Origin of the sequence: Halobacillus litoralis, assembly GCF_009856415.1 — a bacterium.
Lineage (GTDB): Bacteria > Bacillota > Bacilli > Bacillales > Halobacillaceae > Halobacillus > Halobacillus litoralis_C.
Genome location: NZ_WMEZ01000006.1, coordinates 15,219 through 37,428, shown reverse-complemented (window position 1 = coordinate 37,428; position 22,210 = coordinate 15,219). Strand labels below are relative to the sequence as shown.

21 protein-coding genes, 2 tRNA genes and 1 other annotated feature are annotated in these 22,210 nt (G+C 45.1%); of the genes, 17 read left to right on the top strand and 6 right to left on the bottom strand.

What is annotated here, in order from left to right:
* Positions 1 to 6 precede the first annotated feature (6 nt).
* From recF to GLV98_RS14335, 5 genes are all read left to right on the top strand, one after another.
* The gene (gene recF, locus GLV98_RS14355; RefSeq protein WP_160916432.1) at positions 7 to 1,125 is read left to right on the top strand and encodes a DNA replication/repair protein RecF; all 1,119 of its coding nucleotides are present in this window, start codon (positions 7 to 9) and stop codon (positions 1,123 to 1,125) included.
* 9 nt (positions 1,126 to 1,134) lie between these two features.
* The gene (gene remB / locus GLV98_RS14350; protein ID WP_160916430.1) at positions 1,135 to 1,419 is read left to right on the top strand and encodes an extracellular matrix regulator RemB; all 285 of its coding nucleotides are present in this window, start codon (positions 1,135 to 1,137) and stop codon (positions 1,417 to 1,419) included.
* 66 nt (positions 1,420 to 1,485) lie between these two features.
* Positions 1,486 to 3,408 (top strand): DNA topoisomerase (ATP-hydrolyzing) subunit B, encoded by a 1,923-nt coding sequence (gene gyrB, locus GLV98_RS14345; protein WP_160916428.1) that lies wholly within the window; start codon positions 1,486 to 1,488, stop codon positions 3,406 to 3,408.
* 80 nt (positions 3,409 to 3,488) lie between these two features.
* Complete coding sequence (gyrA, locus tag GLV98_RS14340; RefSeq protein ID WP_160916426.1) at positions 3,489 to 6,044, top strand: DNA gyrase subunit A; 2,556 nt, start codon at positions 3,489 to 3,491, stop codon at positions 6,042 to 6,044.
* 211 nt (positions 6,045 to 6,255) lie between these two features.
* Entirely contained in the window at positions 6,256 to 7,350 is a 1,095-nt protein-coding gene (locus tag GLV98_RS14335; protein ID WP_160916407.1) for an HD-GYP domain-containing protein, read from the top strand.
* A gap of 19 nt (positions 7,351 to 7,369) precedes the next feature.
* Here the strand turns inward: GLV98_RS14335 and GLV98_RS14330 are convergent, their stop codons facing one another.
* Positions 7,370 to 8,086, bottom strand: coding sequence for a YaaC family protein (locus tag GLV98_RS14330; protein ID WP_160916405.1), 717 nt, complete (start codon positions 8,084 to 8,086; stop codon positions 7,370 to 7,372).
* A gap of 174 nt (positions 8,087 to 8,260) precedes the next feature.
* Between GLV98_RS14330 and guaB the strand changes: the two genes are divergently transcribed.
* The 6 genes from guaB to GLV98_RS14300 all read left to right on the top strand — a co-directional run bounded on the left by guaB (position 8,261) and on the right by GLV98_RS14300 (position 14,714).
* Entirely contained in the window at positions 8,261 to 9,730 is a 1,470-nt protein-coding gene (gene guaB, locus GLV98_RS14325; RefSeq protein ID WP_160916403.1) for an IMP dehydrogenase, read from the top strand.
* A gap of 104 nt (positions 9,731 to 9,834) precedes the next feature.
* A complete protein-coding gene (locus GLV98_RS14320; RefSeq protein WP_394219045.1) occupies positions 9,835 to 11,166 on the top strand; it encodes a serine hydrolase in 1,332 nt (443 codons plus the stop codon).
* A gap of 119 nt (positions 11,167 to 11,285) precedes the next feature.
* Positions 11,286 to 12,170 (top strand): pyridoxal 5'-phosphate synthase lyase subunit PdxS, encoded by an 885-nt coding sequence (gene pdxS / locus GLV98_RS14315; protein ID WP_160910474.1) that lies wholly within the window; start codon positions 11,286 to 11,288, stop codon positions 12,168 to 12,170.
* A gap of 17 nt (positions 12,171 to 12,187) precedes the next feature.
* Positions 12,188 to 12,778, top strand: coding sequence for a pyridoxal 5'-phosphate synthase glutaminase subunit PdxT (gene pdxT / locus GLV98_RS14310; protein ID WP_160916401.1), 591 nt, complete (start codon positions 12,188 to 12,190; stop codon positions 12,776 to 12,778).
* A gap of 37 nt (positions 12,779 to 12,815) precedes the next feature.
* Positions 12,816 to 13,037: a binding site (T-box leader), on the top strand.
* Between the two features lie 66 nt (positions 13,038 to 13,103).
* Positions 13,104 to 14,378 carry a serine--tRNA ligase gene (serS, locus tag GLV98_RS14305; protein ID WP_160916399.1) on the top strand — a complete coding sequence of 425 codons (1,275 nt, stop codon included), beginning with the start codon at positions 13,104 to 13,106 and terminating at the stop codon, positions 14,376 to 14,378.
* Between the two features lie 243 nt (positions 14,379 to 14,621).
* Positions 14,622 to 14,714: transfer RNA gene (locus GLV98_RS14300), tRNA-Ser, on the top strand.
* 155 nt (positions 14,715 to 14,869) lie between these two features.
* On the opposite strand, the gene GLV98_RS14295 is transcribed toward GLV98_RS14300, so the two are convergent.
* The gene (locus GLV98_RS14295; RefSeq protein WP_160916397.1) at positions 14,870 to 15,202 is read right to left on the bottom strand and encodes a winged helix-turn-helix transcriptional regulator; all 333 of its coding nucleotides are present in this window, start codon (positions 15,200 to 15,202) and stop codon (positions 14,870 to 14,872) included.
* A gap of 275 nt (positions 15,203 to 15,477) precedes the next feature.
* Here GLV98_RS14295 and GLV98_RS14290 point away from each other — a divergent pair, with 275 nt between their 5' ends.
* On the top strand, positions 15,478 to 16,686 hold the full coding sequence (locus tag GLV98_RS14290) for an MFS transporter (RefSeq protein ID WP_160916395.1): 1,209 nt from the start codon (positions 15,478 to 15,480) through the stop codon (positions 16,684 to 16,686).
* 77 nt (positions 16,687 to 16,763) lie between these two features.
* Complete coding sequence (locus GLV98_RS14285) at positions 16,764 to 17,219, top strand: NUDIX hydrolase (RefSeq protein WP_160916393.1); 456 nt, start codon at positions 16,764 to 16,766, stop codon at positions 17,217 to 17,219.
* Positions 17,220 to 17,254: 35 nt separating this feature from the next.
* Here GLV98_RS14285 and GLV98_RS14280 read toward each other — a convergent pair whose 3' ends face one another.
* Together GLV98_RS14280 and GLV98_RS14275 are read right to left on the bottom strand one after the other, a co-directional pair.
* Positions 17,255 to 17,938, bottom strand: a complete 684-nt coding sequence (locus GLV98_RS14280) for a deoxynucleoside kinase (protein WP_089650756.1) — start codon at positions 17,936 to 17,938, stop codon at positions 17,255 to 17,257.
* The gene (locus GLV98_RS14275) at positions 17,935 to 18,576 is read right to left on the bottom strand and encodes a deoxynucleoside kinase (protein ID WP_146814464.1); all 642 of its coding nucleotides are present in this window, start codon (positions 18,574 to 18,576) and stop codon (positions 17,935 to 17,937) included. The genes GLV98_RS14280 and GLV98_RS14275 overlap by 4 nt, the downstream gene beginning before the upstream one ends.
* Positions 18,577 to 18,772: 196 nt before the next feature.
* Between GLV98_RS14275 and GLV98_RS14270 the strand changes: the two genes are divergently transcribed.
* Positions 18,773 to 18,845, top strand: a tRNA-Arg gene (locus GLV98_RS14270).
* 32 nt (positions 18,846 to 18,877) lie between these two features.
* On the opposite strand, the gene modB is transcribed toward GLV98_RS14270, so the two are convergent.
* Both modB and modA read right to left on the bottom strand, forming a co-directional pair.
* Positions 18,878 to 19,552 (bottom strand): molybdate ABC transporter permease subunit, encoded by a 675-nt coding sequence (gene modB, locus GLV98_RS14265; protein ID WP_160916391.1) that lies wholly within the window; start codon positions 19,550 to 19,552, stop codon positions 18,878 to 18,880.
* On the bottom strand, positions 19,549 to 20,334 hold the full coding sequence (gene modA, locus GLV98_RS14260; protein WP_160916389.1) for a molybdate ABC transporter substrate-binding protein: 786 nt from the start codon (positions 20,332 to 20,334) through the stop codon (positions 19,549 to 19,551). The genes modB and modA overlap by 4 nt, the downstream gene beginning before the upstream one ends.
* Positions 20,335 to 20,429: 95 nt before the next feature.
* On the opposite strand from modA, the gene GLV98_RS14255 reads away from it, so the two are divergent.
* The 3 genes from GLV98_RS14255 to GLV98_RS14245 all read left to right on the top strand — a co-directional run bounded on the left by GLV98_RS14255 (position 20,430) and on the right by GLV98_RS14245 (position 21,662).
* Entirely contained in the window at positions 20,430 to 21,086 is a 657-nt protein-coding gene (locus tag GLV98_RS14255) for a M50 family metallopeptidase (RefSeq protein WP_160916387.1), read from the top strand.
* A 104-nt stretch (positions 21,087 to 21,190) separates the two neighbouring features.
* A complete protein-coding gene (locus tag GLV98_RS14250; protein WP_089650761.1) occupies positions 21,191 to 21,301 on the top strand; it encodes a YjcZ family sporulation protein in 111 nt (36 codons plus the stop codon).
* Between the two features lie 109 nt (positions 21,302 to 21,410).
* The gene (locus GLV98_RS14245; protein WP_146814456.1) at positions 21,411 to 21,662 is read left to right on the top strand and encodes a hypothetical protein; all 252 of its coding nucleotides are present in this window, start codon (positions 21,411 to 21,413) and stop codon (positions 21,660 to 21,662) included.
* The last annotated feature ends 548 nt before the right edge of the window (positions 21,663 to 22,210 follow it).

Genomic DNA, 22,210 nt, shown 5'->3' with positions numbered 1-22,210 from the left:
TCTTTTATGTATATCCATGAGTTATCATTACGTTCGTTCAGGAACTATGATGAGCTCTCATTGACGTTCGACCATAAGATCAATGTCATCATTGGTGAAAATGCCCAGGGAAAAACCAATTTGATGGAAGCGATCTATGTACTCGCTTTTACAAGGTCCCATCGTACGCCAAGAGACAAAGAACTGATACAGTGGGATGAAGAGTATGGTAAAATAAAAGGGAGTATCTTTAAACGGAACCGTCGCTTTCCTTTGGAGATCATTGTTTCAAAAAAGGGGAAAAAAGCGAAATTAAATCATATTGAGCAAAAGCGTCTGAGCGATTACATCGGCGCTTTGAACGTGGTGATGTTTGCACCTGAGGATCTCAATCTTGTGAAGGGGAGTCCTCAGGTGCGTCGTCGGTTTATTGACATGGAAATCGGCCAAATACAACCCACATATATCTATCATTTAGGTCAATACCAAAAGATTCTCAGACAACGAAACCACCTGTTGAAAGATTTGCAGCGGAAGCCGGGGGCGGACCGGACGATGCTCGGTGTTTTGACAGAACAGCTGATTGAACATGCAACGACGATTGTGGAACGCCGGTTTAAATTCCTGCAGCTTCTAAGGTCATGGGCCACACCGATCCATGAAGGAATCAGTCGGCAGTTGGAGAAGCTGGAAATTGCTTATGATGCGAGTGTACGAGTATCAGAGGATATGAATTTGGAAACAATAAAAGATACATTCTCTGAAAAGTTTGCAGAAATTGAATCAAAAGAAGTGGAACGCGGGACGACGTTGGCAGGACCACACAGGGATGATCTCGTTTTTTACGTGAACGGAAAAGACGTCCAAACCTATGGATCACAGGGGCAGCAGCGGACGACAGCTTTGTCTTTGAAACTCGCTGAAATTGAACTGATTCATAGTGAAGTAGGCGAATATCCCATTTTGCTTCTTGATGACGTACTTAGTGAACTGGATGATTTCAGACAGTCGCATTTGCTTCATACGATTCAAGGAAAAGTACAGACGTTCGTTTCTACAACAAGTATTGATGGAATTGAACATGAAGCTTTGGAACAAGCGGAGATTTTCCGTGTGAAAGAAGGAACGATAGACGTAGAGAAATGAGGTGGCGAATTGTTCATTCATATTGGGGACGATCACGTCATCCAGTCGAAGGATGTCGTGGCGATCATTGATCATAGTTTGATTTCATCTTCTTCTATCATCGAAGAAATGATTCATAATCAGCGTAAGGAAAAGCAAGTCATTGAAACGGAAGACTACCAGGCGAAAGCGATTGTCATCACGAATGATGTCATCTATTTCAGCCCCCTGTCTGTCTATACGTTGAAGAAGCGGGCGAACATGATGACGACACTGAACAAACTGGAAGATTTCTCGGAAGAGTCCGATTTTTAATATACCGATTGATGAGAGACGTAAGGGATTTAGAGATAAACCACTTGAGAAATGTAGGTGAGTACCATGAAGGAAGATATTATCGAAGAGCATCAGGCGTATGATGAGAGTCAAATACAGGTACTGGAAGGATTAGAAGCGGTAAGGAAACGTCCAGGAATGTATATTGGTTCCACCAACGAAAAAGGCCTTCACCACCTCGTATGGGAAATCGTCGATAACAGTATCGATGAAGCGATGGCCGGTTTTTGCGATCATATTCAAGTCGCGATTGAAAAAGACAACAGCATTACGGTTACCGATAACGGCCGTGGTATTCCTGTCGGGATTCAGGAGAAAACGGGACGTCCTGCTGTTGAAGTCATTTTGACCGTTCTTCACGCCGGAGGTAAGTTCGGCGGGGGCGGATATAAAGTATCCGGAGGACTCCATGGTGTAGGGGCGTCCGTCGTAAACGCCTTATCTACGAAACTGGAAGTGTTCGTCCACCGTGATGGAAACATCCATTACCAGGCTTATCACCGTGGTGTTCCAGAAGAAGACTTGAAGGTGATCGGAGAGACTGATCAGACGGGAACACGCATTCAATTCAAACCAGACCCGGAAATCTTCTCAGAGACAGAGGAATACAAGTTCGAAATTCTTGCCAATCGTTTGCGGGAGCTTGCTTTCCTTAACAAGGGTCTTACAATCACGATCGAAGATAAGCGTACAGATGAAGAGCCTGTGAATTACTACTTCGAAGGCGGAATCCTTTCCTACGTCGAACATATGAACCGCACACGCGAAACCCTGCATGATGCCTTTTTCATTGAGGATGAACAAGACGAGATTTCCATCGAAATCGCCATGCAGTACAATGACGGATTCGCGAGCAACATATATTCCTATGCCAACAACATCCATACGTATGAAGGCGGAACGCACGAATCTGGTTTCAAGACCGGTTTGACACGTGTGATCAACGACTATGCACGTAAAAACAATATGTTCAAAGAAACGGATCCGAACTTGACAGGAGACGATGTCAGAGAAGGTTTGACAGCAATCATCTCGATCAAACACCCGGACCCGCAGTTCGAAGGTCAGACGAAAACGAAACTTGGTAACAGTGAAGCCCGTACCGTGACGGATTCATTGTTCTCAGAAAGTTTCACAAAGTTCCTTTTTGAAAATCCGAATATGGCGAAAACGATTGTTGAAAAAGGATTGATGGCTTCAAGAGCACGAATGGCCGCAAAAAAAGCACGTGAACTGACGCGCCGTAAAAATGCGCTGGAGGTTTCCAACCTCCCAGGTAAACTAGCGGACTGTTCTTCCAAAGATGCCAATATCTCTGAACTTTATATTGTTGAGGGTGACTCTGCCGGTGGATCTGCCAAGCAGGGACGGGACCGTCATTTCCAGGCGATTTTGCCATTGCGTGGTAAAATCATCAATGTTGAAAAAGCACGTTTGGATAAAATCCTTTCTAACAACGAAGTCCGTGCCATCATTACCGCCCTTGGTACAGGAATCGGTGAAGAATTCGATATTTCAAAGGCACGTTATCATAAAATTGTCATCATGACCGATGCTGACGTCGATGGTGCACACATCCGTACATTACTATTGACGTTCTTCTATCGTTATATGCGTCCATTGATTGAACATGGCTATATCTATATTGCTCAGCCGCCGCTATATAAGATCCAGCAAGGAAAAGCGATTTACTACACGTACAGCGATAAGCAACTGGATGCGAAGCTTGCTGAGCTGTCCAGTTCACCAAAACCAGGTGTTCAGCGATACAAGGGTCTTGGAGAGATGAACCCGGAACAGCTTTGGGAAACGACGATGGACCCTGAAACGAGAACGATGCTTCAGGTCAGCTTAGAAGATGCGATGGGGGCGGATGAAACCTTCGATATTTTGATGGGTGATAAAGTGGAACCGCGTCGTAACTTCATTCAAGAGAACGCACAATATGTACAAAACCTTGATGTTTAATATAAAACAAATGTCATGAAAGAGTGGGAAAGGGAGGCGAACATATCCTTTCCCCTTTTAGGTAACTAGGAGGTAAAAGAATGGTGGATCAACCCGAACGTCCGCGCGTACAGGAAGTCAACATCAGTCACGAAATGCGCACCTCATTCCTGGATTATGCGATGAGTGTCATCGTAGCCCGTGCTCTTCCTGATGTCAGAGACGGCCTGAAACCTGTACACAGAAGGATATTGTATGCGATGCATGACCTTGGTATGCATGCGGACAAAGCTTACAAAAAGTCTGCACGTATCGTAGGGGAAGTCATCGGTAAGTACCACCCTCACGGGGACTCTGCTGTCTATGACACAATGGTGCGTATGGCACAGGACTTCAACTACCGATATATGCTCGTCGACGGACACGGAAACTTCGGTTCGGTTGATGGAGATGCCGCAGCTGCCATGCGTTATACGGAAGCACGTATGTCGAAAATTTCCATGGAGATTCTGCGCGACATCAACAAGGATACAATCGACTATAACGATAACTACGATGGAACAGAACGGGAGCCTGCAGTGCTTCCAGCCAAATTTCCCAACTTGCTCGTCAATGGCGGTTCAGGAATTGCGGTTGGAATGGCGACGAACATCCCTCCGCATCAGCTTGGTGAGGTTATTGATGCAGTGCTCGCTCTTAGTAAGGACCCGGAGATTACCATCCAGGAACTGATGGAAAACCATATTTATGGTCCGGATTTCCCGACGGCTGGTAAAATTCTCGGCTTAAGTGGCATTCGCAAAGCCTATGAAACAGGGAAAGGCTCCATCACGGTCCGTGCGGATGTGGAAATTGAAGAACAAGCCAACGGCAAAGCTCGTTTAATTGTGACGGAGCTCCCTTATCAGGTGAACAAAGCCCGTCTCGTCGAAAAAATCGCAGATCTCGCCCGCGATAAGAAGATCGATGGCATCACAGATCTCCGTGATGAGTCGGACCGCAATGGGATGCGTGTCGTCATTGAGTTACGTCGGGATGTTAACCCGAACGTTCTTCTCAACAACCTTTACAAAATGACGGCCTTGCAATCAACGTTCGGCATCAATATGCTCGCACTCGTCAACGGGCACCCGAAAGTGCTCAACTTGAAACAGTGTCTTGAGCACTATCTGGAACACCAGAAAGTCGTCATTCGCCGCCGTACGGAATACGAACTAAGAAAAGCAGAAGCGCGTGCACACATCCTCGCTGGTCTCCGTATTGCCCTTGACCACCTGGATGAAGTCATTTCACTGATTCGTGAATCGCAAACCACTGAAATCGCACGTACCGGTTTGATGGACCGTTTCGGCCTTTCTGAAAAGCAGGCCCAAGCGATTCTTGATATGCGTCTACAGCGTCTGACAGGACTAGAGCGTGAAAAGATTGAGGATGAATACCAGGAAGTCATGAAATTGATTCAAGAATTGAAAGCGATCCTTGCTGACGATGAGAAGGTTCTTGAAATCATTCGTGAAGAACTGCTTGATGTGAAGGAGCGCTACAACGATGAGCGCCGTACAGAAATCGTTCTTGGCGGGACAGACTTCATCGAGGACGAGGACTTGATCCCCGAAGAGACGGTCATCGTCACGGTCACTCACCAGGGCTATGTCAAACGTCTCCCTGCATCCACGTACCGTTCACAGCGAAGAGGCGGACGAGGCGTCCAGGGCATGGGTACACATGAAGAGGACTTTGTCGAACACTTATTGTCCACGTCGACACACAATACCCTGCTTTTCTTCTCAAACAAAGGGAAAGTATATAAAGCCAAAGGTTATGAAGTACCTGAATTCAGTCGAACGGCTAAAGGGATTCCGATCATCAACATGTTGAACGTGGAACGTGATGAGTGGATCAATGCTGTCATATCCGTTGAAGACTTTGTTGATGACTGGTACCTCGTCTTTACAACGAAGAACGGAATCACGAAGCGGACGACGCTCTCCCAATTCGCGAATATCCGAAAAGGCGGGCTAATCGCCCTTGGCCTGCGTGAAGATGATGAGCTGATTTCTGTCCGACTGACAGATGGCACGAAAGACATCATGATTGGCACGCAGAACGGATACTTAATTCGTTTCAACGAAGATCAAATCCGTGCCATGGGCCGTACAGCCGCAGGTGTCAAAGGGATCTCCCTCCGTGAAGACGACAAAGTCGTATCCATGGAAATCCTTGATGATTCCCTGCAAGTGCTCACCGTTACGAGCAAAGGCTATGGAAAGCGCACGCCAGCTGACGAGTATCGGATTACCAACCGTGGTGGTAAAGGAATCATTACGTGTAATCTGACAGATAAAAATGGTCAGGTCGTCGCTACGAAAGCCGTCAATGGCGAAGAGGATATTATGATCATCACCGCGAGTGGCGTCTTGATCCGTATGCCGATGGAAAGCATATCTGAAACCGGACGGAACACACAGGGCGTACGCTTGATTCGTCTTGGAGATGGGGAAGAAGTCGCGACCGTCGCTCGTGTCGAGTCAGAAAAAGAAGAGGAAGAATTGGTGGAAGAAGCATTGGAGAAAGAAGCGGAGTCACAAGGTGAGGCTTCTGAAGAAAGTCCAGAAACATCAGAAGAACCAACAGAAGAAGAGTCCGATGAATCATAAGTAAGCAAACTTCCATGATCCGTCGCCTGTCGATTTATTCCGGCAGGCGACTTTTTTTATATATGGAGGAGGAACAGATTCAGAGTTATCCAATACTTTTGAAATATTTTCTATTTTTTTCAATGGTTCATGGTAATATAGAACTATATATAATTTAGGAATTTAAAACGATCCTTATATAAAAGAAACTAGTGAAAGGCGGTTTATTGCCATGAGGGTAGCGACATCACAATTGGAACCGGGATGTCTCTTGACGAAAGACGTTATGGGGCGGACCAATCGACCGATTGTTTCCAAAAATACGACCCTTCAACCCGTCCATATTGATGTACTGAATAAATTTAATATTGATATCGTTGAAGTTTCCAATCGTCGGTCAGACGGTTCGCTTTTCATTGCTTCCGAGCAGGAACCCCAAGAAAACCTACATCCTGAGCTGCGTTCGGAGGAACCTGTCCTTCCTTTTTTTGAATCCTATTTAACTGCTGTTCAGGAGTATAAAAAGTGGTTCGTTTCGTGGCAAGGTGGATCGCCTTTAAATATTAGCGCGATTCGCAGAGTAATGGTCCCCCTCCTTGAGAGAGCGGTCGAATCTGCAGGACGGGAAGTTTTCTCGCTCCATCATTATACCTCCAGTAATGATTACATTTATCATCACAGTGTTGCGATGGGGCTGTTATCTAGTTATGTGGCTTCGAAGATGGGGTACAATTACGGTGAATGGATTCAAGTCGGTTTAGCCGGTCTCCTTGCCGATAGTGGAATGGCGAAAATCAGTGAACATATTACGTGGAAAGAGTCACCTTTAACAGAGAGGGAATACGAGATGGTGAAAAACCATCCGACTTACAGTTATCGTAACGTAGAAAAAATTTCTTCCTTGAGCACTCACGCGAAGGTAGCTATTTTACAGCATCATGAACGCTTGGATGGGACAGGCTACCCTTTGGGAGTCAGTCAGAATAAAATCCACCCATTCAGCCAGATTATCGCTGTCTGTGATATGTACCATGCCATGACGTCTGAGAGGATGTACCGGAGGAAACAGTCGCCTTATAAAGTGCTCGAAGAAATTCTTCAGGAGCAGTTCGGCCGCTATGATCATAAAGTGATCAGCGCTTTAGTTAAAGAAATGACCAGTTACTTTACGGGTACCAACATTCGTTTATCTGATCACCGTGAAGCAGAAGTGATTTTTGTAGAAAAGGCAAACCCAACAAGGCCGCTGGTGCGAATCGTTGAAGACGGACAGATCCTCCCGTTGAAAGAGCAGTTGAACCTTCATATTGTAGAAGTCTATGAATAAAAAAAGAGACCCGTTTGCGTCATGAAATGGATGCAAACTGGTCTTTCAGCCAGGAAGCGAAAATTTTCGGAATGCGGTCCGCAGCTGAATGTAAAAAATGGACGATGAATACATAATCCTCCCGATCTTTCATCTGCTCCATTTCTCCCCACCACTCCCCTTCATAACGAACGAGCATACTCAAGTTATAAAGGACAGCAAAGTAGGCCAACAGTTCAGGCCATTCTTCTTCCATAGGGATAGGACTTGGGTTCTTAAGTTGGAAAATCTCTTCCATACCAGGTAAGGGACGAAGCAATTCATCCATGGATATCTTTGTTTTTTCCGAAGAAAATTGAAACAAATGCTCAGCTGCGTGCGGAAATAATCCATGCGGTTGAATCCGGATATCATCTTCTAAAAAACGGTAATGCTGTTTTTTTCTCTTACGCGTCGATAGTCCATGGGCAAGAACCTTTGCGGTGGCGGGATAACCAGGGTCAACCGTCAATAGGCAGCTTTTGATAAAGTGATTCATGCCATAATAAAAAAGAAGAGGCTTTACACTCAGAGGTGTATGTAAAGCGGTCGACCAATAATCTTGACCAAGGCTGAGTCCGTGAATGAACCGTTCTGCATTATTGTACGCATGATGCTCGGCTCTGGAATGGTTGATTTTTTCATAACAAGAAAACAAAAAAGGTCTTGTATGTGCGGTCACTTGAAGGTAAGTGAGAATCGGATCCGTCGAGTGCAAAGAAACCTCCTCCTTTCTAACATAAAAGGAATTCTCCCCCATTTTTTTATGGTTGAAAAAGCCCGACCATTGTCGTATTGTAAATAACAATAAGAAATTGGTGTTACGAGAATGTACCACTTATTTTACCCACTTTCACCCAAACTATTTTAAGAAGAAAAGGAGAGGTCAAGCATGCGTGAAGACAAGTTTACAAAAGAAGGTTTAACGTTTGACGATGTACTACTTTTGCCTGCTAAGTCCGATGTTTTGCCGCGTGATGTTTCGTTGGCAACAGAATTGTCTCCGACATTACGTCTGAATATGCCGATCATCAGTGCCGGAATGGATACCGTAACGGAAGCGGAAATGGCAATCGGTATGGCACGTCAGGGAGGACTTGGCGTGATTCATAAGAATATGTCGATTGAAGAGCAAGCGGAACACGTCGACCGAGTGAAACGCTCCGAAAGCGGCGTCATTACAAACCCGTTCTTTTTGACTCCGGAACACCAAGTATTTGATGCTGAACATTTAATGGGGAAATTCCGTATTTCCGGTGTGCCGATCGTCAATAGTGTGGAAGAACAGAAACTTGTCGGAATCATCACCAACCGTGACCTCCGATTCATTGAAGATTATTCGATACAAATCAGTGACGTCATGACGCGTGAGAACCTTGTCACAGCCCCTGTAGGAACGACACTGGATGAAGCAGAGAAAATCTTGCAGCAATATAAGATTGAAAAGCTTCCGATGGTCGACAACAATGGGATTCTCAAAGGATTGATCACAATCAAAGATATCGAGAAAGTGATCGAGTTTCCTTTATCCGCGAAAGATGAACAAGGACGTCTTCTCTGTGCTGCCGCTGTCGGTGTCACGGCCGATGCGATGACGCGTATTGATAAATTAGTGGAAGCGGGCGTCGATGCTCTTGTCGTAGATACCGCCCATGGCCACTCTCAAGGTGTGATTAATCAAGTGAAGCGCATCCGGGACCGTCATCCAGAGGTGAATATCATCGCTGGGAACGTAGCGACAGCAGAAGCGACACGTGAATTGATCGAAGCAGGAGCAGATGTTGTCAAAGTCGGAATCGGACCAGGTTCCATCTGTACGACCCGTGTCGTTGCGGGTGTCGGCGTTCCTCAGATCACTGCCGTCTATGACTGTGCGAAAGAAGCGGAAAAACACAATAAGCCGGTCATTGCCGACGGAGGAATCAAATACTCAGGGGATATCGTGAAGGCCCTTGCCGCAGGTGGACATGCCGTTATGCTCGGAAGCTTGCTTGCCGGTGTATCTGAAAGCCCTGGCGAAACGGAAATCTTCCAAGGACGCCGGTTCAAAGTGTACCGGGGGATGGGATCTGTCGGTGCCATGGAGTCTGGGTCCAAAGATCGTTACTTCCAAAATGATCAAGAAGCGAAGAAACTTGTACCGGAAGGGATCGAAGGCCGTATGCCGTATAAAGGGCCATTGGCAGATTCCATTCATCAGCTACTCGGGGGTATCCGATCGGGAATGGGATATTGCGGAACACCGACCGTCAGTGCTTTGCGTACAGATGCACAGTTCACAAGAATTACAGGGGCCGGTTTAAGAGAGAGCCATCCACATGATGTCCAAATTACAAAAGAAGCGCCAAACTACTCCGTTTGACCCGTATAAAAAGTGATAGACAGGGACTTTTCCCTGTCTATTCTTTTGTATGCGCATGTGATAAAATAACAAAGATGCATATTTTAAGGGTGGAGGTTGAGAAAGTGACACAAAGATTAAAAACATCTATGGCCTTGATGGTGGCATTGCTTATGGGGTTCTTTGCTGTGTCTATGAATCCTGGACATACATACGCAAGCGTAGATGTTGGCGCAGAATCGGCAATACTCGTGGACGCGGAAACAGGGAAGATTTTATTTGAAAAAGAGGCAGATTTGACATTACCTCCTGCAAGTATGACGAAGATGATGACTGAATATCTTGTCATGGAGGCGATTGAGGAAGGTCAGATCAGCTGGGATACGACAACACAAATTAGTCAATACGCTTTTGATATATCGGCGAATCCTGAGTTTTCAGGGGTTGGCCTGAAACTGGACGAACAATACACTGTACGTGAACTATATGAGGCAATGGCGATCAACTCGGATAATGCGACAACCATTGCTCTTACTGAATTGATTGCTGGCAGTGAAGGCGAATTCGTTCAGATGATGAACGAGAAAGCAGCTGAAATGGGGCTGCCTGAGTATGATTTTGTGAATGCAACAGGACTGAATAACTCCCACTTGGGAGACAATTATCCTGAAGGGACAGACCCTGAAGCGACGAACATGCTTTCAGCGAAGTCTGCCGCGCTGCTTGCTTATCACTTAACGAATGATTATCCGGAAGCGCTTGAGATCTCAAGCAAACCGACACTAGATTTTGCTGGACAAACCGTGACGAACTGGAACTGGATGCTTCCGGGTATGCCTGGACAGAACTTGAAGCAGTTCGAGTATGAAGGGATGGACGGTTTGAAAACGGGTTACACAGAACTTGCCCAAAACACGTTTACGGGAACAGCAGAACGGGACGGGCAGCGTTTTATTTCCGTTGTTATGAAATCTGAGTCCCGAGCTTCTCGTTTCAATCAAACAAGACAACTTCTGGACTACGGATTCAATCAATTCTCCCGTCAGGAAATTTTCGCAGCAGGAGCTACTCCTGAAGAAGAGTCGACGCTTCCTGTCGCAAAAGGAAAAGAAGATGGAGTAGCGATCGAAACGAGTTCGGCTTTGAGCACACTTGTTAAAAACGGAGAAGAAGATCAATACGAGATTCAATTCAACATCTCTGAGGACCAGTTGGATGACGAAGGCCACCTTGTCGCCCCTGTTGAAAAAGGGCAGAAAGTCGGGACAGCGAAACTCGTTTACAACGGGGAAGAGGACTACGGAAATATTCTCTCTGAAGGTGGACAAACCGTTGATATCATCGCTTCATCCAGTGTGGAAAAAGCCAACTGGTTCATGCTGACCCTCGGAGCGATCGGTGAATTCTTTGGTGATATCTTTACAGGCGCAGTCGACATGGTCAAAGGCTGGTTTTAGGTGAAAAAATCCCTATATAACCAGTGGGATTTAATATAGTAATGCGTTACAATAGAGAATAAGAATCTATGATTCAAAATAAAATGCTTAAACTATAGAGCTGTTAGGGAGGAATCAACATGGCACAAACAGGTACGGATCGCGTAAAACGCGGCATGGCAGAAATGCAAAAAGGTGGCGTCATCATGGACGTCGTGAACGCAGAACAAGCAAAGATCGCTGAAGAAGCAGGTGCAGTAGCCGTAATGGCTCTTGAACGAGTTCCAGCAGACATTCGCGCAGCAGGTGGAGTCGCTCGTATGGCTGATCCTACGATCGTTGAAGAAGTGATGAATGCCGTTTCAATTCCAGTTATGGCAAAAGCACGTATTGGGCATATTACAGAAGCACGCGTCCTTGAAGCCATGGGCGTTGACTATATCGATGAGAGTGAAGTTCTTACTCCTGCTGATGAAATCTATCACATTAAAAAAGATGACTACACAGTGCCATTCGTATGCGGCTGCCGTAACTTAGGTGAAGCGACACGCCGTATTCGTGAAGGTGCATCCATGCTTCGTACGAAGGGTGAACCAGGAACAGGAAACATTGTGGAAGCTGTCAGCCATATGCGTCAGGTTCAGTCTCAAATCCGTCATTTGCGTGGACTATCTGAAGATGAAGTCATGGTCTATGCAAAAGATAACGGCGCTCCATTCGATCTTTTGATGGAGATCCGTGAAGAAGGACGTCTTCCTGTCGTTAACTTCGCTGCCGGTGGTATTGCAACTCCTGCAGATGCATCCTTGATGATGCAGCTGGGAGCAGACGGAGTATTTGTTGGTTCCGGTATCTTCAAATCCAACAATCCTGAAAAGTTTGCACGTGCAATTGTTGAAGCAACGACTCATTATGACGATTACAAGTTGATTGGTGAATTGTCTAAGGGTCTTGGAACAGCCATGAAGGGTATGGAAATGTCTACCCTTACTCCTGAACAGCGTATGCAAGATCGCAGCCAGTAAGCAAAGGAGAATGCAGCATGACTACAATCGGTGTATTAGGCCTGCAAGGTGCGTTCCGTGAGCATGTTCGTTCTGTCGAAGCAACAGGTGCCAAAAGTCTTGTTGTCAAAAGAACAGAGCAGCTGAAAGAGATCGATGGCTTGATTATCCCTGGTGGCGAAAGTACGACCATCCGCAGACTGATCGATAAGTACGAGTTCCTGGAGCCGATCCGTGAGTTCGGGAAAAGCGGCAACCCGATTTTCGGGACGTGCGCAGGGCTCATCCTACTCGCTTCAGAAATCGATGGTTCTTATGACGTTCATCTAGGGGTCATGGATATCAAAGTCCGTCGTAATGCTTTCGGACGGCAGCGTGAAAGTTTTGAAGCAAATCTCGATATCGAGGGTGTGGCAGAAGGATTCAATGCCGTATTCATCCGTGCTCCTTACATTGAAGGAGTTGGGGGAAATACGAAAGTGTTGGCCCGCTATGACGGTCATATTGTAGCCGCTCAGGAAGACCACTATTTAGCCTGTTCCTTCCATCCGGAATTGACGGACGACCATCGGTTAACTGACCATTTTGTAAAAATGGTAGAAGCAGCTAAAAAAACACTTGCATTATAATTCTGAATCCGCTAATCTTATGTAACACAAACCATAATTAAACGCGATGACAGGAAATAGTAACATGTTCCTTCTTCCCAAAGAGAGTCAGTGGCTGGTGTGAACTGACGGAGAAGACATGTGAATCCATCCTTGAGTGTCTGACTGAATGAAGTAAGTCAGACCGGTACTCACCGTTATGAGTGAAGCCGGAAGGTCACATGGACCTTCAACTTGGGTGGTATCGCGGGAAGCATAAACCAAAGCTCTCGTCCCTTATTTAGGGACGGGAGCTTTTTGTTTAGCTTCCAATTAATCAAGTGAGTATATAAAGGAGGAAGTAAACATGTTGGACATGAAATACTTACGTCAGAACTTTGAAGAAGTAAAAGGAAAATTACAAAACCGTGGAGAAGACCTCTCTGACTTGGATGCCTTCGGTGATTTAGATAGCAAACGCCGTGAGCTGATTCAGGAAACAGAGGAATTAAAAGCGAAGCGTAACGAAGTATCCAAGGAAATTTCCCAGCTGAAAAAAGCGAAGGAAGACGCCGATGATAAAATCAAGGAAATGCGTGAAGTCGGCGATCGTATCAAAACGCTTGATACAGAGCTGAAAGAAGTAGAAGAAAAGCTTGAAACGCTTCTATTATCCATCCCGAACATCCCTCACGAAAGTGTACCTGTCGGTGGGGATGAGGAAGATAATATCGAAGCACGAAAAGTAGGGGAGATTCCGGCATTCGGTTTCGAAGCTAAACCTCACTGGGATGTAGCAACAGAGTTAGGCATCCTTGATTTTGAAAGAGCATCTAAGGTAACAGGAAGCCGCTTCGTTTTCTATAAAGGGCTGGGTGCCCGTCTGGAGCGTGCTTTGCTAAACTTCATGATGGATCTTCATGCGGATGAGCATGGCTATCAGGAAATGCTCCCACCACAAATGGTCAACCGCACAGCAATGACAGGTACAGGTCAATTACCGAAATTCGAAGAAGATGCCTTTAAAATTGAGGACTGGGATTATTTCCTCGTACCAACAGCTGAGGTGCCTGTAACTAACTTCTATAGAGAAGAAATTCTTTCTGTTGAAGATCTTCCGCAAAAATTCGTAGCCTTCAGCACGAACTTCCGTTCTGAAGCAGGTTCTGCCGGTCGTGATACAAGAGGGTTGATTCGTCAGCATCAATTCAATAAAGTCGAGCTTGTCCAACTGGCAAAGCCGGAAAAGTCTTATGAAGTTCTTGAAGAATTGACAGGGCATGCAGAAAAAGTCCTTCAGCTCTTGAAACTCCCTTATCGTGTCATGAGCATGTGTACAGGAGATCTTGGCTTTACAGCAGCGAAGAAATACGACATTGAAGTGTGGATTCCGAGTCAAGAGACGTATCGTGAAATCAGCTCTTGTTCTAACTTCGAAGATTTCCAGGCGCGTCGTGCAGGCATCCGCTTCCGTAGAGAAGAAAAAGGGAAGCCTGAATTCGTACACACGTTGAATGGTTCTGGTCTCGCCATCGGTCGTACCGTTGCAGCCATCCTTGAAAATTATCAGCAGGAAGACGGAACAGTTATCGTACCTGAGGTTCTACGTCCATACATGGGTGGAAAAGAAGTCATCAAGTAACCAAATCAAATAAAGATTAACAGGAAAGATGTCTGGATCCTATTGATGGTTCTAGGCGTTTTTCCTTGTTTATTCTTCGGAATTGGAGCGTGCGGATCGCTCTTGACTCTGTTGAAGAGAATTTGTATAATAACGAAGTGACATTTTTTCGTGATTGTTCGACAACAACTTCTTTTAAAAAAATTAAGGAATTCTGTTGACGGATACGGACAACCATGATATTATATTCATTGTCGGTCACACGGAGGAGTACCCAAGTCCGGCTGAAGGGAGCGGTCTTGAAAACCGCCAGGGGGTTTACGCCCCGCGGGGGTTCGAATCCCTCCTCCTCCGCCATATTAATATCAACAATAGCGCATAAATATTGGAGATTTATAGAACAGAAATCGTTACTTCGTGTAACGATTTTTTATTTTGCCTTTAATGGAAAAAGTAAAGCCCTCACCGGAGATGATCGGTGAGGGCTTTTTTGTACCTTATTAAGAATTCAATCATACCTCTTCTTTATTGGGGTAAGTCTTTTCAATATGCTGCTCCCCCCAGGCACACAACATGTCTAATGCCCCTTTTAATGTCCATCCGTATTCCGTCAGTTCATACTCGACTTTAGGCGGTACCTGGTTATAAACGATTCGAGTAATGACTCCATCCCTTTCCAATTCCCTCAGCTGCTGGGTTAACATTTTCTGTGTAATTCCTGGCATTAACCGTTTCAGTTCACTTGTCCGTCGTTTATTTTCGATCAAATGACAAAGGATGACGACCTTCCACTTGCCTCCAATCACTTCAAGTGCGGCTTCAACCGGTATATTATATTTTGGCATGAGCTTTACCTCCTTTTTCTCCCGTATGTTTCCTTATAGCATGTATATCCGATGATTCACTATACACGAAAGAAGGATAAGTTAAAAAGATTTCGCACGAACAATCTCACCATCCCCTATTTCATACAATTGTTACTTCCAGGTGCCTATAGCACACAGAAGTGCGTACTTCTCAAGTGTTCGATCAGCCCTCATAATAAGGTTTGTCATCCAGAGGCGCCCTGGAGACATTGTTTTAGTTTTAATTCTTATCTATTTTTGTTAGGAGGAAAAGGATGAGTTCACACGCAGAGAATATCCAAGAAAATTCACTTGATCATAAATCAAAAAGTTTTTCGTTTGCTTTGTTAGCCCTTGCCATTAGTGCGTTCGGGATTGGAACGACAGAATTCGTACCCGTAGGTTTGTTATCAACGATGGCCGATGACCTATCAATATCCATTACGCTTGCGGGTCTTTTGATATCCGGTTATGCGGTCGGTGTTGCTGTAGGAGCTCCTGTTTTGACGGCTCTCACAAATAAGATGAGCCGGAAAAGTTTATTGCTGGCTCTAATGGTTGTTTTCATTCTTGGTAATTTGGTGGCTTCCGTGTCGACAAGTTTTACGTTGCTGTTAATGGCGAGGATCATCACTGCTTTTTCTCATGGAATATTCTTTTCGATCGGTTCGACCATTGCTGCAAGTTTAGTCCCTGAGCATAAGCGGGCAAGTGCCATTGCCTTTATGTTTACCGGATTGACGGTTGCAACAGTGACCGGTGTCCCTTTAGGAACATTCATTGGACAAACCTTTGGTTGGAGGGCGACATTTGCCAGTGTAGCTTTGCTCGGCGTGATCGGGATCATCGCAAGTGCTCTGCTTGTCCCTAAAAACCTGGAAGAAGCACCACCGGCAAGCTTTCGTGACCAATTAAAAATACTAACAGAAAAAAGGATTCTGCTCTCCTTCACCATTACAGGATTAGGATATGGCGGAACGTTTGTGGCTTTCACGTATCTTGCTCCTTTACTAGAAGAAGTGACAGGTTTCGATCCGAAGTTTGTCAGCGTGATTCTGCTCATCTATGGAGTTGCGGTGGCGATCGGAAATACGATTGGCGGAAAAGTTTCCAATAAAAGGCCGATCAGGGCGTTGTTCTGGATGTTTGTGTTGCAGGCGATCGTATTGCTCCTTTTGGCCTTCGTCATTCCATTTAAAGGGTTGAGTCTGGTTGTATTGTTTTTCATGGGGTTATTTGCTTTCATGAACGTACCTGCCTTGCAGATTCTGGTCGTTCAATTAGCCGAGAAATATGTGCCATCTGCGGTCAATGTTGCATCAGCTTTGAATATAGCCGCCTTCAATGTGGGGATTGCTATTGGATCTACTGTTGGTGGTGTGATCGTTGATACGATTGGTCTTGTTCATACACCATGGATTGGTGCAGTGATGGTGGGCGGTGCTGTCGCCTTTACAAAACTGCTGAATACGATGGAACGATAAAATTCAAGAAGGGCTCCTTTTTTCAAAGGGGGCCTTTTCTCTTGTTATAATGGAAGGGTGAAGAGAGGAGGGATCGTATGGGGTATGTCGAGGACTTACGTGCAATCATTGGTCATCGACCGGTTATATTGGTTGGCTCTGTTGTGATCATCCTTGATAGAGAGGGACGTATCTTGCTGCAGGAACGAACGTCTCCTCAAGGTGTATGGGGACTGCCGGGTGGTTTGATGGAGCTTGGAGAAAGCACCGAACAAGTCGCGAAACGTGAAGCGTTCGAAGAGACGGGATTAGAAGTCGATGACCTGCAATTGTTGAATGTTTACTCAGGAGCAGATCAGTTCAGTCGGGCACCTAATGGAGATGAATTTTACGTTGTGACAACGGCTTATTTCACTAAAGTTTATCGTGGGAATTATAATTTTGATCCTGTGGAAACCGTACAGGTGAAATTTTTCGAATTTCATGATTTGCCGGAGAAGATGATTGGTAGTCACCGGAAGATGATTGAAGATTATAGACAAAAAAACTCCTGACATCGGATGGACGATCAGGAGTTTTTCCTTTATGATTACGTCAATAAATGACTGGAGCGCCATTTACGGGATTGTTGGATAAAGTGCCCGATCTTTTCAAGGACGGGTTCGATGCTTGTTTTGTCATTCAGTACGTCATAGTCGGCAATATTAAGGCGCAGGACAGGACAGGAATTGAAATTATCAATCCAATTGTCATAACGCGTGAACATCTCTTCCCAATATTCAATCGGGGTTTCTTGTTCCATCGGACGTCCGCGTTCTTTGATGCGGGAAAGGATATCATCAAACGAACCTTCCAAATATATTAAAAGGTCGGGATGAGGGAAGTATGGTGTCATCACCATCGCATCAAACAGGTTCCGATACGTTTCATAATCGGTCGCGGACATCGTCCCTTTTTCATAATGCATCCGTGCAAAGATGCCGGTATCTTCATAAATGGAACGGTCCTGGATGAACCCGCCGCCATATTCAAAGATTTTCTTTTGTTCTTTGAAGCGTTCCGCCAAGAAGTAAATCTGTAAATGGAAGCTCCAGCGTTCAAAATCCTGGTAGAATTTGTCGAGATAAGGATTTGTGTCGACTTTTTCAAAAGAGGTACGGAAGTTGAGGGCATCAGCGAGTGCATTGGTCATCGTTGACTTGCCGACTCCGACCGTACCTGCAATCGTTATGACGCTGTCATGTGGAATTCCATAGCGTTCACGTGCATTCATTTGATAACTTCTCCTTTATTTAAATGCTGCTCTACTTGATCAACAATATAATTTAAATCATCTTGATGTTTTACGAAGTCTAAGTGATCCCCGTTCAAACGGATCACAGGAATCTCTGGGTGAGTGGCTTCAAAATGCCTCATGAAATCTTCGTAGTCTTGAGAGAGTTGTTCAAGATAAGAGGGTTGAATATTTGCCTCTACATCACGGTTACGCATGCGGATGCGTTCGAGCAGTGTATCTAAACTCGCATGTAAATAGACGACCATATTCGGTTTAGGCATATCGTGTGTCAATATATCAAAAATCTGCGCATACTTATCAAATTGATCTTCTCTCAATGTGCGTCGTGCGAAAATCATATTCTTGGATATATGGTAATCGGCGACCACCGGCTTGCCCGACTGCAAATATTTGCGATCGATGTCTTCGAGCTGCTTGAAACGATTGCACAAGAAGAACATCTCTGTTTGGAAGCTCCATTCTTCAATATTGTCGTAAAACTTGCCTAAAAACGGGTTCTCCTCAACGATTTCCTTCAGCAAATGAAAATCAAACTGGGAGGCGAGCTTTTTAGACAGAGACGTTTTCCCAACCCCAATGGGCCCTTCAACGGATATGAAAGGTAAATCTCCCATCTCTTTTCCTCCTTCAAACTCAATTCAAAAAAACGTGAGTGTTCATCACTCACTTACAAAATACGATACGTTTAGACAGACAAATAGTATTTTATCATATACAAACGTTGGAAGTAACATCCGAGCGATAATTTTAAGGTGTATTTGCTTTTCAATCTTTGGTTTGTTTTGTATAATATTACTCGTACGTTCATACGCCCCCGTAGCTCAGGGGATAGAGCATCGGTTTCCTAAACCGTGTGCCGCAGGTTCGAATCCTGCCGGGGGCGCTGGCTGAAGCAGATCGGAGCTTCAGCTTTTTTTATGCTTTTCTTACAAAATTGATCTTCCTCCGGCTCCATGTATTGAGCCATAATACCGCACTGAACCCCAGGCAGAGAATAACGATCACCCACATGAGAGCTTGTTCCATTCGACCGGATTCGACAGCAAAATAAATGGCGAGCGGAATGGTGTCTGTTTCCCCGGGAATATACCCAGCGATCATTAACGTAGCCCCAAACTCACCTAGGGAACGCGCGAAAGTCATGACTAATCCCGCCAGCAATCCGGGCCAGGCTAACGGAAGCGATATGGTGAAGAACACTTTTATTTTCGAAGCCCCCATCGTCAAAGCTGCGTTCTCCAGGTTTTGATCATAATTTTGGAAAGCTGCCGATGCACTCTGGTACATAAGAGGAAATGAAACGACGGCAGAGGCAATGACGGCCCCGATCCAGGAAAAAACAACCTGTAAACTGAACCAGTCCATCAGCCATTGACCCAACCACCCGTTTTTACCAAATAAATATAGCAGACCAAATCCAATCACGGTCGGAGGAAGGACGAGAGGGAGTAAAAGAATCGATTCTAAGATACTTTTCCCGGGAAATAATTTTCTGGAAATGATTCGTGCGCTGATCATTCCGATGATAAACACGATGAAAGTAGCAATTCCTGCTACTTTCAGTGACAAAAGAAGAGGTTCGAGGTTCATTGTTCTATCTTTCCACCTCTCATAGGATTGAATCCATAAGCTTTGTAAATATCTGTCGCTTGATCGCTTGTTAAAAAGGAAAGAAATTTCTGCCCTTGATCCTTAGTCCGGCTTTCCGAAATGACGATTCCCGGATAGACGATCGAATCATGAAGACGATTGTCTACTTGTGTTAGAGTGATTACCTGATCTGAAATCATGGCATCGCTGGCATAGACAAAACCATAGTCCACTTGACCAGATTCGACATAAGCAAGGACTTGCCTTACATCGCTTCCGAAAACCATCTGACCCTCTAAACTGCCCCAAAGTTGAATCCTTTCTAACGCTTGTTTCGTATAAGTACCAGCAGGCACGCTCTCGGGATTGCCGACAGCAAGCTGTTCGTTTTCCTTTAGTTTTAAGTCCTGGATGGTATCCAAAGGACTCGTGGAATCATGACCAATGAGGACAATCCGGTTGGTTGCAAATTCTATGTACGTATCCTTTGCGACAAGGTTTTGCTCCTTGAGAAGTTCGATCCAACGAAGATCCGCAGACAAGAATACGTCTACAGGAGCCCCTTGTTCAATCTGTCTCGCAAGTTTACCTGAGCTTCCGTATATGGTTTCCAGTTCTATATTATATTGCTCCTCAAATAGAGGGGCCAGCTCTTCCATCACATCTTTCAAACTTGCAGCTGCCGCAATTCTTACGGTCGTCTCACTTGAATCCGATGAAGAAGCACAGCTGGATAAAAGTAGTAAGATCACTGAACTCGATATCCATGTTAACTTTCGCATGTCCATTCCCCTTTGTTACCATTGGTTCTATTCTTAAGATACGTCATATGTAAGTAGAAAGCGATTAAAAGGTCACAAAGAAAGGAGTGCTCTTTATGAAATTACAGGTTCTTTCAGCTCTTATCCTGGCTTTACTGCTCACCCAACTCCCGGTCGTTGGAAAATACTTCGCTATCCTGAACACAATGATTCATGAGAGCGGTCATTCCCTGATGGCACTCATAACAGGAGGAGAAGTAAGGAGAATTTCCCTGTTACCGAATACATCCGGTTTTGCTTTGACAGGACATACATCATGGATTGGTCAAGTATTAACAAGCATGGCTGGCTATGTCTTTGCTTCTTTCTTCGCCTTCGTCTTCTTTTTTCTGATCAGTCGTGGGCAATATAATTGGATGATTTATATTCTAATGGCGTTTCTAGCTATCAATCTCCTTTTCTGGGTAAGAAATGTGTATGGGTTATTCTGGATTCTCACCTTTGGAGCAGGGTTTCTATGGCTTCTGAGAACCGGTCATGAACAGGTGGTCCAGTATGTCTTATTGTTCCTTGCTTCACTCGTCCTTGTTGAGTCTGTCACCAGTGCTTTTGAGGTGATGTGGATCAGTTTTATATCTCCAGGGCAAGCCGGTGATGCAGCAAACTTAGCGAGAGCGACAAAATTCATTCCTGCCCCTTTGTGGGGAGTGGCCTTTTTTGTCCAGTCTTTATACTTTGCACTCCTTTCCATAAAGCGTGTCTTTCATTTCTGACGTTGTGAATGAAAAGAAGAAAAAAGATTTAATTCCGCTCATGCCCTGCCTTCTTTAGCCCTCCTGAATAAGGTAGTAAAGTAAGTAAGAGAGGGGGGAATGGAATGAGCGGAGGATACGGTGGCGGTTTCGCGCTATTGGTTGTTTTGTTCATCCTTTTGATCATCATCGGTGCATCTTATATGGGTGGCCGTGGATACGGTTATGGATACTAATAAATAAACAAAGCGGGAATCTTTTCCCGCTGTTACATAAAATCAAACGTTTCTCGAAGTTTGGAAAAGGGTATCATGGAACTAGAATAATTGGACGGAGGAGTCGTTTATGGATTTAAAAGAACACTTAGTTGCACATGGATATGATCACATTGATATTCTTCTTATTGATGAGGAGGGAGACCAAACAACAGTTGCCGACATTTCCCTACCAAAGGTGACGGACCTAGAGTATAAGCTTTATCTCAAGCCTGAAACAATCTCTTATCATTTCAAGGAAGAGGATCCATATTTCGAGGCTGAGCAGCAATCAGAGTCCGGTGATGGCAAGAAAATTAAAGGTTTCATCCTCGAATGGTAAAGTCCTGTCCCTACAGGGCTTTTTTTATGCCCGATATAATACTTAGCAATTGCAGATATGTTCCCGATTGGGGAAGACTCAGTTTCAAGATGTTGCCGGGGTTCGTTGCCTGGTTGAGCGTCAGGGGTGGCTGGGAAGCAACTCGTCTAGCTCCATCGCCCAGACACTCGCGTCATAAGCAGAACAGCAACGGAATGAAAGGGCACATTCCGTTGCTGTTCTGCTTATGCCAGTCGTGTCTACCAGGGCGATTCCACATTTGAACACTTTCCTGTGGGGGAGCGCCGAGCTTCCTCGGACTGCGTCCTGCGGGATCTCGCCTATCTCCTTCTCCCACGGGAGTCTCGCAGCTTCCCAACCACCCCATTCCATGTAAGGGAGAAACGAACCCCTGTACCAAGTTGAATCGTCTCCCACTACCCCACTGTTTAGAAGTATAAAGCGCTCTGTATCAGGCTTTCATGTAATCTGGAGCATTTAATACAATCCGCTTCTTTCTATCATACATACTGATTATTGCGGAAGTGGTTTCGAGAATCTTCCATGGC